Annotated in this window: 9 protein-coding genes and 1 tRNA gene; 1 reads left to right on the top strand and 9 read right to left on the bottom strand. The window is 74.4% G+C overall.

The annotated features are described in order from the left end of the window. Positions 1-28 precede the first annotated feature (28 nt). The 9 genes from ACYVM4_RS14065 to tadA form a co-directional block, all read right to left on the bottom strand. On the bottom strand, positions 29-1,558 hold the full coding sequence (locus ACYVM4_RS14065) for a stealth conserved region 3 domain-containing protein (RefSeq protein ID WP_460668930.1): 1,530 nt from the start codon (positions 1,556-1,558) through the stop codon (positions 29-31). Between the two features lie 127 nt (positions 1,559-1,685). Continuing rightward, a complete protein-coding gene (locus tag ACYVM4_RS14060; RefSeq protein ID WP_460668929.1) occupies positions 1,686-2,528 on the bottom strand; it encodes a DNA-formamidopyrimidine glycosylase family protein in 843 nt (280 codons plus the stop codon). A gap of 27 nt (positions 2,529-2,555) precedes the next feature. Then, a complete protein-coding gene (locus tag ACYVM4_RS14055; protein ID WP_460668928.1) occupies positions 2,556-7,646 on the bottom strand; it encodes an Lhr family ATP-dependent helicase in 5,091 nt (1,696 codons plus the stop codon). Further along, entirely contained in the window at positions 7,636-8,475 is an 840-nt protein-coding gene (locus ACYVM4_RS14050) for a DUF4232 domain-containing protein (RefSeq protein ID WP_460668927.1), read from the bottom strand. Before ACYVM4_RS14050 ends, ACYVM4_RS14055 begins: the two co-directional genes overlap by 11 nt. A gap of 141 nt (positions 8,476-8,616) precedes the next feature. Next, the gene (locus tag ACYVM4_RS14045; protein WP_460668926.1) at positions 8,617-11,487 is read right to left on the bottom strand and encodes an FAD-binding and (Fe-S)-binding domain-containing protein; all 2,871 of its coding nucleotides are present in this window, start codon (positions 11,485-11,487) and stop codon (positions 8,617-8,619) included. An 84-nt stretch (positions 11,488-11,571) separates the two neighbouring features. Continuing rightward, positions 11,572-11,898 carry a 2Fe-2S iron-sulfur cluster-binding protein gene (locus ACYVM4_RS14040; RefSeq protein ID WP_058873908.1) on the bottom strand — a complete coding sequence of 109 codons (327 nt, stop codon included), beginning with the start codon at positions 11,896-11,898 and terminating at the stop codon, positions 11,572-11,574. Between the two features lie 139 nt (positions 11,899-12,037). Next, a complete protein-coding gene (locus tag ACYVM4_RS14035) occupies positions 12,038-12,871 on the bottom strand; it encodes a thioesterase family protein (RefSeq protein WP_368821052.1) in 834 nt (277 codons plus the stop codon). Between the two features lie 203 nt (positions 12,872-13,074). Then, positions 13,075-13,164: transfer RNA gene (locus ACYVM4_RS14030), tRNA-Ser, on the bottom strand. Between the two features lie 29 nt (positions 13,165-13,193). Beyond that, entirely contained in the window at positions 13,194-13,739 is a 546-nt protein-coding gene (gene tadA, locus ACYVM4_RS14025) for a tRNA adenosine(34) deaminase TadA (RefSeq protein ID WP_460668925.1), read from the bottom strand. Between the two features lie 80 nt (positions 13,740-13,819). Here tadA and upp point away from each other — a divergent pair, with 80 nt between their 5' ends. Continuing rightward, entirely contained in the window at positions 13,820-14,455 is a 636-nt protein-coding gene (gene upp, locus ACYVM4_RS14020) for a uracil phosphoribosyltransferase (RefSeq protein WP_031283230.1), read from the top strand. Positions 14,456-14,490 lie beyond the last annotated feature (35 nt).

The following is a 14,490-nucleotide window of genomic DNA, read 5'->3' as shown; positions in this document are numbered from 1 at the left end:
CCGGCCCCGGGCCCCGTCGTTCCCGCGGTCACTTCTCCCAGGGGGCCCTGATGGGGTAGTAGCGCTCCAGGAACTGCGTCATCCGCTCCGCGCGCTCGGGACCGGGCACCTCCGGGAAGCTGCCGTCGTTGAGGCAGAACATGTCCAGATTGCGCCGGCCGAGCAGCTTCTCCATCTGCTGCAGCCCGGAGCGGGTGGTGGTGTCCACGTACTCCGTGCGGGCCGTCTCCTGGGTCACGGCCCGGCCGGTCAGCAGCGCGTAGTAGTGGTAGAGCGAGTTCGTGACCGAGATGTTGTCCGCCGCGCGGAAGCGGCTGGACGCCGTGCGGGCGAACTCCGCCGGGAACTCCTGCTCCATCTCGGCCACCACGCTGCGGCGCAGGGGCGCGGCGCAGTGCTGCAGGTGGCGGGTGGTGATCCGGCCGAAGCGCTCCCACAGGAGCCGGCGGTTCACGCGGGCGGCGTTCTCGAAGCCGGAGCGCTCGGCGGAGTTCTCGCCGAGGCCGATCCGGGTCTCGTTCTCCACGAACTTCGTGATCCCGCCCGGCGAGAAGAACAGCGCCGGGCCGATCGGGCGGCCGAAGAACATGTCGTCGTTGGAGTACAGGTAGTGCTCCGAGAGCCCCTCGATGTGGTGCAGCTGCGCCTCCACCGCCTGGGAGTTGTAGATCGGCAGCGCCGAGGTGTCCGCGAAGAACTCCTCGTTGCGCACGATCCGCACCCGCGGGTGCTCGGCCAGCCACGCCGGCGGCCGGGAGTCGGTGGCGATGTAGATGTTGCGCACCCACGGCGCGAACATGTGCACCGAGCGCAGGGCGTACTTGAGCTCGTCGACCTGCCGGAAGCGGGCCTCGTGCGCGTCGCCCTCGCCCACGACGGCGTCGGCCATGTACGAGGCCCGGACCTTGCGGTACTCCTCGTCGGATCCGTCCACCCACGAGAAGATCATGTCGATCTCGAAGTCGATGTCGATGGCGTGGTCGGCGAACATGTTCTCGATCGTGGGCCAGGTGAGGCCGAAGCGCACCACGGTGCCGCGCACGGCCTCGGCCACCGGGACGGTGCGCCGGGTCAGCGAGTTCTCGATGGGCAGCCGGATCTCGTCCTCGCCGAACTCCCACAGCTCCACCTGCACCCCGGTGCCGGCGCCGTAGTAGAGCTTGGCCTCGGCGGAGTAGTGGGGCCGGAACAGCCGCAGCACCCGGGCGTTGCGGCGGGAGGACAGCTCGCCGTCGGCCAGCAGCTGCACGGTCTTCTTCTTGGTGTCCATCGGCTTGACGTAGTACGGCTCGCCCACGGCCGCGTCCACCAGGGCCTGCCGCAGGCGGGACCGGTCCTTGAGGTCCACGGCGATGACGGGGCGCTCGTCGTTGCCCCGCACCAACAGGTAGTCGACGCCCGCGGAGTCCAGGACCCCGCGCAGGAACAGCAGGTTCTGGACCATGACGTCGTGCGGGGTCTGGTCCGTGATCCGCAGGGCGAAGCGGTCCTTGTAGCGGACGACGTCCTCGCGCTGGTCCAGGGCCGCAGCGGAGGCGCGGGACGCCGAGCGGAACACCTCGCCGTCCGCGCCGTCCTCGGGTGCCGCGAAGTACTCTGCGCCGAGCAGGGTCGTGTTGATGGTGCCTCCTCATGATGTCGGGCCGCCGGGGCGGCGATCTCATGATAAGCCGCAACGGCCGGACTCAGGAGGAGAGGGGCTGGCAGCGCCCGCAGAACCACACCGCCCGGTCCCGCGGCGGCCCGGGATACGGTTCGCCGGGCACGAGCTCGGCGTCGTCGATCCGCGCCTCCCGGATCGGGGACCCGCACCGGCGGCACGGCTGACGGCCGCGGCCGTAGACCCAGAACTGCTCGCCGCGGCGGGCCGGACCGCCCACCGTGGAGCGCTGCGAGCGGTCCCGGTTGACGTGCAGCAGCCGGTGGGAGAGGTCCACGACCGCGCCGAGGTCCGGGACGTCGGCCACCGGCGTGAAGGGGTGCAGCCGCTGCAGGAACAGCACCTCGTTGCGGTAGACGTTGCCGATCCCGGCGAGGTTGCGCTGGTCCATCAGGGCGGCCCCCACGGGACGGCGGGGGTGGCGGGCGAGCCGGGCCAGGGCCTCGGCCCGGTCCCAGTCGGGGCCCAGCAGATCCGGGCCGAGGTGGCCCACGAGCTCGTCCTCGTCGGCCGTGGCCACGAGGTCCAGCATGCCGAGGTCGAAGCCGACGGCCTGCGCCGCCGCGTTCTCGAGCACCGCCCGCGCCTGGTGGGCGGGGCGCCGCCACCGGGCGCCGCGCGGGTAGACGTGCCACATGCCCTCCATGAGCAGGTGGGAGTGCAGGGTGAGCGGAGGCAGGGCCTCCGGGCCGCCGTCCACGCGGACCAGGAGGTGCTTGCCCCGCGGCACCACCTCGGTCACGGTGCGCCCCGACAGGTCCGCGGTGGCGATCGACGGGAACCGGAGGTCGCTGCGGGTCAGGACCTTCCCGACCAGGGCGCGGCGCAGCAGGGCGGCCTGGCGGTAGACGGTGTCACCCTCGGGCACGGCCGCCCCCGGGATCCGGGTCCGCGCTCATCGGCGCATCCTCAGTCCGCGCGGCGTCGAGTAGAACCCGCCGGCCAGCAGGGACTCCCGCACCGCGGTCTCGACGGGGCCGTGCCCCAGGACCCCGGCGCCGTTGACCTTCTCGACGGTCAGCTTGTCCACCGCGCCCCGGCGGACGGTCTCGGCCACGGCGGGCCCGGTGGCGGCGAGGGCGGCCGTGTCCTCCGTGAACGCGAGGACGGTCCGGCCGCCGCGCTCGACGTACAGGACCAGGGCGCCGTCCACGAGGACGACGACGGCGCCCGCCTTCCGCCCGGGCCGGTGCCGCCCCGCGGGCACGTCCCCGCCGTCCGGGGCGGGGACGGACACGGGCTCCGGCCACTCGAGCGCCGCCCCGTAGGGGTTGGCGGGATCGGTGGCGGCGAGCGCCAGCGCCACGGGCTCCTCGGCGCGGACCTGGTCGTCGGTGCTGAACGTGCGGAGGTGGTCCACCGTGGCGGCCTGCGCGAACTGGGCGGCGCCCAGGCCCTCGATGAAGTAGCCGCGGCGGGCCCGGCCCGTGTCCTCGAGCGTGGAGAGCACCTTGTACACGGTGGCGAAGCCGCCGGGGAGCTCCTCGACCGCCACCGGGCCCTTGGTCACCACCCCGTAGCGGTCCATGAGCAGCTCCGCGGTGGCCGACGCCCGCAGCGTGGGGTCGAGCGGCTCGGGGCGCAGCATCGACCAGCGCCCGGCCACGAGCGGGGAGTCGTGGCGCTCCAGGGTGGCGGCCCCGGCCGGGGCACGCAGCCCCCCGCCGATCCCCGGACGGGAGGACGCCCCGGGCCGCAGCCGGGCGGCACCGCGGCGGGACGTGGAGCGCCCGCGCGGGGCCCGGGACTTGTGTCGGTGGGCGGCCTGCCCACCGGAGAGCAGGGAGCGCACGGGCAGGAAGGTGTCGTTGGTGACCAGCCCGGACCAGACGAGGTTCCACAGCGCCGTGGTCAGCTCCGGGGCGGGAACGGGGTCCCCGGCGGCGTCGAGCAGGCCCAGCAGCTGCGGGAAGAACCACGCGCCGCCGGGGGCCAGGACGTCGAGGACCCGCCGCTCCAGCGTGGAGTCCAGGGCCGCCGCCGCGACCGCGAGGGTCTCGGCCGGCGGCAGGGTGAGCTGCGCGGCCTCGCTCAGGTGCAGCGACACCCACCCGTCGTCGCCCGCCAGGGACCCCGCGCCGGACCAGAGGATCTCCCCGGTGGCGGTCAGCTCGTCCAGCAGCTCGGGCCGGTAGTCGGCCACCCGGGCCGCGAGCACGAGCGGCTCCCAGGCCGAGGCGGGGACGGCGACGCCCGCGAGCTGGTCCACCACCGTCAGCACCCCGTCCTCGCCGCGCAGCTGGTGGCCGCGGCCGACGTGCTGCCAGGCCGGCAGGAACCGGGCGTAGACCTGCCCGGAGACGGGCTCCACGTCCCGGCGCAGGGCGGCCAGCGAGCGGCGGCGGATCCGGCGCAGCACCTCCGCCTCGCACCACTCGGAGGCCGCCGGGCCGGCCCCGCCGCCGTCGGGGCGCACCGGCCGGAACTCGCCCTCCACCACGCGCCGGTCCGCGGCCAGCCGCTCCAGCGTGGTGCGCACCACGGCCGTGCCCAGCCCGAGACGCGCCGCGGCCTCGTCCACGGTGAAGGGCCCGTGGGTGCGGGCGTAGCGGGAGACGAGGTCGGCCAGCGGGTCCTCGACCGGCTCCACGAAGGCCAGCGGCACCCCCATGGGCAGGGGCACCCCCAGCGCGTCCCGCAGCCGGGACGCGTCCTCGATCGCGGCCCAGTGCTCGACGCCGCGCAGGTGCACCCGCAGGGCGCGGTTGGCGGACACGAGCTGGTCGAGCCACCCGGCGGCGACGTCCTCGGGGCACGCGGCCTCCGGGTCCCCGGGGTCCTGGAGCCGCCGGACGGCCTCGGCGGTGGTGAGCGGGCCGAGCAGGCGCAGCAGGTCGGCCGCGCCCTCGATCCCGCGCAGCCGCCGGTCCGGAGCCAGACGCTGCAGCTCCGCCTCCGTGCGCTCGATGACCTCGGGGTCCAGCAGCTCCCGCAGCTCGGCGCGGCCCAGGAGCTCGTTGAGCAGGGCGGCGTCGAGGGAGAGGACGGCCGCCTTGCGCTCGGCCAGCGGCGAGTCGCCCTCGTAGAGGAACTGGGCCACGTAGCCGAAGAGCAGGGTGCGGGCGAAGGGCGAGGGCTGCTCCGTGGTGGTCTCGACCACCCGGATCGCGCGCCGCTCGACCGCCCGGTGCAGCTCCTTGAGCGCGGGCAGGTCGTAGACGTCCTGGAGGCACTCGCGGATCGTCTCCAGGATGATCGGGAACTGCGGGTACTTCCGGGCGACGTCCAGCAGCTGCGCCGAGCGCTGGCGCTGCTGCCACAGCGGGGAGCGCCGGCCGGGGTCGCGCCGGGGCAGCAGCAGGGCCCGTGCGGCGCACTCCCGGAACCGGGACGCGAACAGCGCGGAGCCGCCCACCTCCTCGGTGACGATCTGGTCGAGCTCGTCGGCGTCGAAGAGGAACAGCTCCGCCCCCGGGGGCTCGTCCTCCATGGCCGGCACGCGCAGCACGATGCCGTCGTCGGCGGCCTGCGCGGAGCCGTCCAGCCCGTACCGCTCGTGCAGCCGGGCCCCCACGGCCAGCGCCCACGGGGCGTGCACGGGCATCCCGAACGGCGAGTGCAGCACCACGCGCCAGTCCCCGAGCTCGTCGTGGAAGCGCTCGACGACGAACAGCCGGTCCGACGGGACCTGCCCCACCGCCTCCTTCTGCTCGCCCACGTAGGCCAGCAGGTTGTCGGACGCCCACTCGTCGAGACCGGCCGAGCTCAGCCGGGCACGGGCATCCTCCTCGGAGGCCCCGGCGATCTCGCGGTTGAACCGGCCCACCGCGCGCCCCAGCTCCACGGGCCGGCCGGGACCGTCGCCGTGCCAGAACGGCAGCTTGCCCGGCACGCCCGGGGCGGGGGAGACGATGACGCGGTCGTGGGTGATCTCCTCGATCCGCCAGCTCGAGGCGCCCAGGGCGATCACGTCCCCCACGCGGGACTCGTAGACCATCTCCTCGTCGAGCTCGCCCACCCGCTTGGAGTTCTTCCCGTCCTGCTCGCCCACGAGGTAGACCGCGAACAGGCCGCGGTCCGGGATCGTGCCGCCGGAGGTCACGGCCAGGCGCTGCGCCCCGGGCCGGCCCTCGATGGTGCCGGTCTCCCGGTCCCACACGATCCGGGGGCGCAGCTCGGCGAACTCGTCGGACGGGTAGCGGCCCGCGAGCAGGTCCAAAGTGGCGTCATAGGCGGAGCGCGGCAGGGTCAGGAACGGGCAGGACCGGCGGACGGTGTCGAACCACTCCTCGACGTCGATCGGCCCCAGCGCGGTCGCCGCGACGGTCTGCTGGGCCAGGACGTCCAGGGGGTTGAGCGGGACCGCGAGCGGCTCGATCCGGCCCTGCAGCATCCGCTCCACCGTGACCGCGGCGTCCAGCAGGTCCCCGCGGTGCTTCGGGTAGAACCAGCCGCGCGAGACCTCGCCCACCTGGTGGCCGGCGCGGCCTACGCGCTGGAGGCCCGAGGCCGCCGAGGGCGGGGCCTCGATCTGGACCACCAGGTCCACCGCGCCCATGTCGATGCCCAGCTCCAGGGAGGACGTGGCCACGACACAGCGCAGCCGGCCGGTCTTGAGGTCGTCCTCGATCACCGCCCGCTGGTCCTTCGAGACCGAGCCGTGGTGGGCGCGGGCCAGCACCGGCGCCGCGCCCTCGTAGCGGCCGGTCTGCCGGCGCAGGTCCGCGGGCTCGGCGGCGGCGGCGCCGAACGGGTCTCGCCCGGTCAGAGCGGAGCGCAGCACGTCCCCGACCTGCTGGGGCGCGGCACCCGCTCGGTATCTGGGCGCTCCCTCGTCGTGCGGACCGGTGCCGACCCGGTCGAAGCTGTCCGGGTCGAAGCTGTCCGGGCCGGTGCTGTCCGGGTCGGTGCTGTCCGGGTCGGTGCCGTGGCGCGGGGCGCCGCCGTCCGGGACCGAGTGCTCCACCCGGAAGGCGTAGATCTCGTTGAGCCGCGCCGTGAGTTTCTCGGCGAGGCCGCGGGAGTTGGCGAACACGATGGTCGACCGGTTCTCGAGCACCAGGTCCACGACCCGCTCCTCGACGTGCGGCCAGATCGACGCCGTGGTCGTGGGGGCGAGGGCGTCGAGGTCGTCGTCCCCGAAGGCGGAGCCGGCCAGGGACGGCGAGGCGCTCGGCCCGCCGAGCACGGTCATGTCCGGGATGGGCACCGAGACCGTGAGGTCCCACGTCTTGTCCGTCCGCGGCGCGACGACGGTGACCGGCTCCCGGCCGCCCAGGAACCGGGCGACCGTCTCGATCGGCTCGACGGTCGCGGACAGCCCGATGCGCTGCACCGGCTGCTCCAGCAGGGCGTCCAGGCGTTCGAGCGTGAGCGCCAGGTGCGCCCCCCGCTTGGTGCCGGCCACGGCGTGCACCTCGTCCACGATGACCGTCTGCACGTCCGTGAGGGTCTCCCGCGCCTTGGAGGTCAGCATCAGGTACAGCGACTCGGGGGTCGTGATGAGGATGTCCGGGGGGTTCGTGAGCAGGGCCCGGCGGATCGCCTGGGGCGTGTCCCCGGAGCGGACGCCCACGCTGATCTCCGGCGGCTCGATCCCGGCGTGCCGCGCCGTCTGCGAGATGCCGATCAGGGGGGCCCGCAGGTTGCGCTCCACGTCCACGCCCAGGGCCTTGAGCGGGGAGATGTAGAGGACCCGGGTCCCGCGCCGCCCGCCCGCCGTGCTCGCCGAGCGGGCCTTGGCCCGCAGGGTCCCCCCGCCGGCCGGTGTGCCGCCCGCAGGGCCGGCAGTGCTGCCGGCAGTGCTGCCGGTGTTGGTGCCGGCGGCACCGCCGCCGGGCGCGGCCTCGGCCACGAACCGGTCCAGCGCCCACAGGAACGCGGCGAGGGTCTTGCCGGAGCCGGTGGGCGCCACGATCAGGGCGTGGCGGCGCGCGGCGATCGCTCGCCACGCGCCCTCCTGGGCGGCGGTGGGCGCGGCGAACGCACCCGAGAACCAGGCCCGGGTGTGCTCGGTGAACAGGCTCAGGGCTGGTTCAGGCGCCAAAGCCCTGGATCTCGAGCTGGTGGATCCGCGGGTCTCCGCAGGCCTCCACGGGGAAGGGGATCACGACGGACTCCGTGTTCTCGGGCGGGTAGACGCGCAGCCCGGTGGCGGTCCGGGCGTCGCAGGTCGGGTGGTTGCCGGCCTGGCTCACGCGCAGGCCGGCGGTGACGGACTCCCCGGGTGCCACGACCTGGCCGGTGCCGGGGACGGTGGCGTCCCGCAGGGCCGGGGAACCGATCATCGCGCCGGTGGCGTCGACGAAGGACACCCCGGCGTAGCCGGCCAGCGTGCACGGGTCCTCGCCCGCGTTGGTGAGGACGACGTCCACGTGGACCGAGCCGGCGGCGCCGCCCACGGGGGCGGCTGCGACCTCCAGCTGGGACGTGGTGCACAGGCGCGAGCCGCCCCCGGTGCGCGTGCCCGCGGTGGTGCCGCCGGCAGCCGTGCCGTCGCCCTCCGCGGGGGCGTCGGCGCCGCCGCCGTCCGTCCGGTCCTCGGCCGTCCCGTTCTCCGTCGTGGCGTCCGCGGCGGACTCCTCCGCCGGGTCGTCGGCCGCACGGGGCTCCACCGGTTCGGCGGTGCCCTGCCCGCCGGACTGCCCGTCGTCCTGCTCCTCGGCCCCGTCCCCGGCCGGCTCCGTGGCGTCACGCGCCTCGGTGGCCGGGGCGGTCTCCGGCGGCGCCGCCGCGGTGGCGACCCCGCTCTCGGCGGGGGCGCCGGACGTGCCGGCCTGATCCGTTGCCTCGCCCGCGCAGGCGGTGAGGAGCAGGGCGGCGGCGAGGGCGAGGGCGCCCAGGGCGGGGCGGGAAGCGGGGGAGAGCGAAGACACGGGGGATATCCTCCTCGAGCGGACGTCGTGGCGTGCCACGGCCCGGGAAGCGATCCCTCCCAGGCTCTTCATTTTAGGCAGGGCCACCGACACCACGGCCGGAGGCGTGCGCGTCCCGGCCGGTCCCGCTCCCGGCGCGCGCTACCGCTCGCCGGGCTCCGCCGGGGGCAGCGCCGCGCGCATCACCTCGGCGAGGTGGACGCCGTCGGCGCCGGTGCCCTGGGCGATCTGGGTGCGGCACGAGAAGCCGTCGGCGAGCACGATCGTCCCGTCCGCGGCGTTGCGGATCGCGGGGAACAGCGCCCGCTCGCCGAGGGTCTGCGAGACCTCGTAGTGGCCGGGCTCGAAGCCCCAGTTGCCCGCGAGCCCGCAGCATCCGCCGCCGACCACGGCGGTGTCCACGCCCAGCTTCGCCAGCACCTCCAGCTCCGGGCCGTAGCCGCCCATGGACTGCTGGTGGCAGTGGACCTGGCACACGGCACCGGCGGGACCCGCCTCGGTGGCCAGCTCCCGGAACGGCCACGCGCCGCCCTCGGCCAGGTGGCGGGCCGCGAACGCGCCGAGCGTCGTCGTCAGCTCGGTGACCCGCCGGGCCCGGGGGTCGTCGGGGAGCAGCTCGGTGATCTCCTCCTGGAGCATGACCGTGCACGAGGGCTCGAGCCCGATGATCGGGTACCCGGCCGCCAGCAGCGGCTCCATCACGTCGAGGGTGTCGCGCAGCACCTTCTGCGTCATGTCCAGCTGCCCGGTCGAGTGCCACGTCAGCCCGCAGCACACGTTGCCCATGGGCAACAGCACCCGGTAGCCCATGGCCTCGAGCACCTCCACGGCGGCCTTGCCGGGGGCGTCGGCGGAGAAGTTCGTGAACGTGTCCGGCCACAGCACCACGGACGGGCGGTCGTCGGTGGGCCCGCCCGCGGGCCGCGCGGTGGAACGGCCGCGGAACCAGCGGGTGAGCGGCTGCTCGGCGAAGGAGATCATCCGCCGCTTCGGCTCGATCCCGCCCAGGCGCTTGGTCAGCTCCTCCACGGCCCGGTTGGACTCGAGGAGGTTGATCAGCCGGAAGGAGAGGGGCACCTTCTCGACGATGCGCATCAGCAGCGGCATCCAGCCCATCGTGAAGTGCGCCATCGGCCGCCGGTCCCGGCCCAGGAAGGAGCTCAGGCCGTGCCGGTAGTGGTGGTGCAGGAACTCGGCCTTGTAGGTCGCCATGTCCACGTTGACCGGGCACTCGGTGGCGCAGGCCTTGCAGGACAGGCACAGGTCGAGGGCCTCGAGGGTCTCCTTCGACTTCCAGCCGTCCGTGATGGACTCCCCGCGCAGCATCTCGGCCAGGGACCGGGCGCGGCCGCGGGTCGAGTGCACCTCGTCGTGGGTCGCCTGGAAGGACGGGCACATCGCGCCCACGTCGGAGCGGCAGGAGCCCACGCCCACGCACCGGTTGACGGCGCTGGAGAACGAGCCGCCGTCCCGGGAGAACGCGTGCACCGGGGTGAGGTCGAAGGTGCGCGCGCCGGGACCGGGGCGGACGCCCTGGTCGATGGGCTCCGGGTCCACGAGCACGCCGGGGTTGAAGACCCCGTCCGGGTCGAAGACGGCCTTGAACTCCGCGAAGGAGGCCAGCGCCTCGGGGGAGTAGATCGTGGCCAGCAGCTCGGAGCGGGCCCGCCCGTCGCCGTGCTCGCCGGAGACCGAGCCGCCGTAGCGGTGCACGAGCCGCGCGGCACGCTCGATGAACGTGCGGTAGGTCGCCATCCCGTCCCCGGTGCTGAAGTCGAAGGAGATGCGGATGTGCACGCAGCCCTCCCCGAAGTGCCCGAAGGGGATGCCGGTGAGGCCCAGCTCGTGCAGCAGGTCGTAGAGGTCGCGCAGGTACTCGCCCAGCCGCGCCGGCGGGACCGCGGAGTCCTCCCACCCGGGCCAGGCCTCCCCGCCCTCGGGCAGGCGGGTGACGATGCCCGCCCCGGCCTCGCGGATCCCCCACAGGGCCTTCGCCAGCGGTGCCTCGGCCACGATGATCGAGTCGACGACGTTCTCGGGCACCAGGCCCGGCAGCTCCCGGGCCCGCGCCTCGGCCTCCTCGAGGGTGTCGGCGCCCACCTCGCAGTAGAGCCAGCCGCCGCCGCGGGGCAGTTCGGAGCCGGAGTTCTCGCGGCCCGGGCGCATCTGCAGGGCCTCGACGAGGTCCGAGCCCATGCCCTCGATCGTGTACACCCCGGGCACGCGCAGCTTCGGGGCGGCGGTGGCGGCCTCGAAGGCGTCCTCGAAGCCCAGCACGGCCAGGGCCGTGTGGGCGGGCTTGGCCACCAGACGGACCGTGAGCTCGGTGATGATCCCGCAGGTGCCCTCGGTGCCGGCGAAGGCCTTGGCGGCGTCGAAGCCCTTCTCGCCGAGCAGGTAGTGCAGCCCGTACCCGGAGACCTGGCGCGGGAACTGGCCCAGCTCGGTGCGCAGCATCGCCAGGTGCCGGTCCCGGATCCCGGTCAGGGCCCGGTCGATCCCCGGCTCGGAGGTGCCGCCCTCGTGCAGCTCCACCACCCGGCCGTCGGCGAGCATGACCTTCAGCGAGACCAGGTTGTCCGCGGAGGTGCCCCACGCCACGGAGTGGGAGCCGCACGCGTTGTTGGCGACCATCCCGCCGATCGTGGCCCGGGAGTGCGTCGAGGGGTCGGGGCCGTAGGTCAGGCCGAACTCGGAGGCCGCGGAGCGCAGCTGGTCGCAGATCACGCCGGGCTCGATGGTGGCGGTCATCGCCTCGGGGTCGATCGCCAGGATCCGGTTGAAGTGCCGGGACGTGTCGATGACCAGCCCCTCGCCGATCGCGTTGCCCGCCACGGAGGTGCCCCCGCCGCGGGAGACCACCGACCAGCCCCGTTCCTTCGCCAGCGCCAGCAGCTCGCGGACCTCCTCGACGCTGCGGGGCTCGGCCACCGCCTCGGGCAGCCGCCGGTAGATCGACGCGTCCGAGACGTAGGCGGCGCGGGTGGTGAGGTCGTCACGGATGTCGGTCATGGTCCACTTCCTGCGCGCCGGCACGGCCGGTCCGTCCGGGGTCTGGTCAGATCTGACGGGATCGTCCCCGCGGGGACGGGGGGCTCACCACTCGGGGGCGATGGTGACCTCGGCGCCGTCGAGCTCCTCCGACCACTCGACCTGGCAGCTGAGCCGGGAGGTGTCGTGCCGGGTGTCGTCGAGCATGTCGAGGAGGTCCTCCTCCTCGTCGTTGATCTCGTTGGCCTTCGAGAAGGAGCCCTGGTCGAGGTAGGAGTGGCAGGTGGAGCAGGACGCGTTGCCGCCGCAGGTCGCGAGGATCGGGTACTTGTGCCGGGTGAGGGCCTCCATGAGGCTCTCGTAGTCCTTCCACTCGACACCCTCGGTGCGGTTGCCCTCGCGGTCGATCACGGTGATGTTGATGCTGCTCACTTCGATGGCCTCCTCGGGGCACGGTCGCCCCTGGTCTCGACGTCGGAAATCCCGCCCCATTGTACGGTCGCGCGCCGGGCGCCCCCGACGGGCCGGGGCGCCCGGCGCAGCCCGGGCGGCGCGGATCGTCCGGTGCGGCTCAGCCGGAGGCCGGGAGCGGCCGGATCGTCAGGGACTGGGCCACCTGGCCCAGGTAGCCGGCCTCGTCGTGCAGCGCGGACTCGGTGAGGCCCACACCGGTGTCGCCGAAGGTGACGTGCGTGTCGAGGCCCACCCACGGGGAGACCGGCTCCCGGACCAGGTGCACGCCGAGGTCCACGTTGGGGAAGGCCAGCTCGTCGGGGCCCACCCGCACGGCGATGCCGTTGGCGGCGTCCACCGCCGCCAGGAACCGCGCCGTGGTGGAGGCCTCCTCCCCGGCGACGACGGCGTGCGGCGCGCGCAGCCACATGGCGGCCCGGCCGGGCCGGTGCTCGCGCACGGTGCGGCCCTCGAGGGACGCGATGTACCCGCCCGGCCACCGCCCGGTCATCGTGGTGGGCAGGGTGTCCGTCACCGGCGGCAGGGCCTCCCGGTGCGTGCCGGCGGAGCCCGCGGTCTCGCCCCGGAGCAGCCGCCACACGCTCAGCCGGATGCAGGAGCGGCCGCCGTGGCTCATCGTGGCCTGGACCAGCTCGATGGTGCGGCCCGGGCGGACCACGCGCGTGGTCACCTCGACCTCGCCGCCGGGGATGAAGCCGAGGATGTCGTAGGAGAAGCGCACGGGCAGGAGGTCCGGGCGGGGGTGCTCGACCTCCACGGCGTGGGCGAGCAGCCCCGAGGCGGCGCCCATGTGCTGCTCGGCCTCGCTCCACGCGCCCTGGGAGTGCAGCGTCGAGCGGAACCGCGTGCCGTCCAGCCGCACGAAGTACGCGTCCGGGTACTCCTCCCCGGCCGCTCCCAGGTGTCCGACCGCCTGCGCCGACGTCGTCATGCTGCGCCTCCTCCGAACGGGCCCGCCGCACGGCGGGCGTGGTGATCGCCACCACGGTACCCAACGGCGGCACGCGCCCCTCGCCGCCGGCCGCCCCACCGGCCACGCTCTCCCGCGGGAGCCCGGCGATCCCGGGACCGGCGGGACGGGTGGGCGGGCATGCGGAAGACCCCGGGTCCCTCAGGACCCGGGGCCTTCCCGACTGGCGGTGACGGAGGGATTTGAACCCTCGTTGGCTCTTACACCAAACATCATTTCGAGTGATGCACCTTCGGCCGCTCGGACACGTCACCAGCTCGCAGTACTGTACCGGCTGGCGTGCTCAACCGCCAAAACCCGCCGGGCCGGCCGGACCGGCGGCGGGCGGCCCGGCGTCGTCGTCCCCGCCTCGCCGGTGCGCCGCGAAGAAGTCGAGGAGCAGCCGGGAGCACTCCTGCTGCAGCACGCCGCCGGTCACCTCCACCCAGTGGTTGAGCCGCCGCTCCCGGAGCACGTCGAGGACGGAGCCTGCCGCGCCGGCCTTGTCGTCCCACGCGCCCAGCACCACGCGGGGCACGCGGGCCAGGACGATCCCGCCCGCGCACATCGCGCAGGGCTCGAGGGTCACCACCAGCGTGCAGCCGTCCAGCCGCCACGAGCCCAGGGCGCGGGCGGCGTCGCGCAGGGCCAGGATCTCGGCGTGGGCGGTGGGGTCGCCGTCCGCCTCCCGGCGGTTGCGGCCGCGCCCGACCACCGTGCCGTCCGGGCCGACGACGACGGCGCCGATCGGCACGTCCTGCGTCGCGAGGGCCGCCCGCGCCTCGACCAGGGCCAGTCGCATCCACTCCTCCGCCCGGGCCTCGGAGCGGGTGCGCGGGGGCAGCGCCATGCAGGTCTCCTCTCGGGCGGATCGCCGGGCCGAGCGGGGCCCGGCGAGGGGGCGGGGCGCCCCGGTGGTAATTTTGGTCCATGCGAGTGACCGTTCTCGACCACCCACTGGTGGCACACAAACTGACCGTGCTCCGGGACAAGAACACCACGTCCCCGGTGTTCCGCCTGCTCGTCGAGGAGCTCGTGACGCTGCTCGCCTACGAGGCCACCCGGGGCGTCCGCGTGGAACCGGTGGAGATCGACACGCCGGTCACGCGCACCACGGGCGTGGGGCTGTCGAAGCCCCGGCCGCTGGTCGTGCCGATCCTCCGGGCCGGCCTGGGCATGCTCGAGGGCATGACCCGGCTGATCCCCACGGCCGAGGTGGGCTTCCTGGGCATGGCCCGCAACGAGGACACCCTCGACATCATCACCTACGCCGAGCGGCTGCCCGACGACCTCACCGGCCGCCAGGTCTTCGTCCTCGACCCGATGCTGGCCACGGGCGGGACCCTGCGGGAGGCGATCAAGTTCCTCTACCGCCGCGGGGCGGAGCAGATCACGTGCGTGTGCCTCCTGGCCGCCCCCGAGGGGCTCGCCGCCCTCGAGGAGGAGCTGGGGGACTCCGAGGTCAACATCGTCCTGGCCGCGAGGGACGAACGGCTCGACGAGAACGCCTATATCGTCCCGGGTCTCGGGGACGCCGGGGACCGGCTCTACGGCGTGGTCGACTGACCACCGCGCCCGAGAATCCGCAGACCACGTGCTGA

Source organism: Kocuria himachalensis (assembly GCF_054784195.1).
Note: the sequence above shows the minus strand (reverse complement) of the source record. Positions and strands in the feature narration are given on the sequence as shown.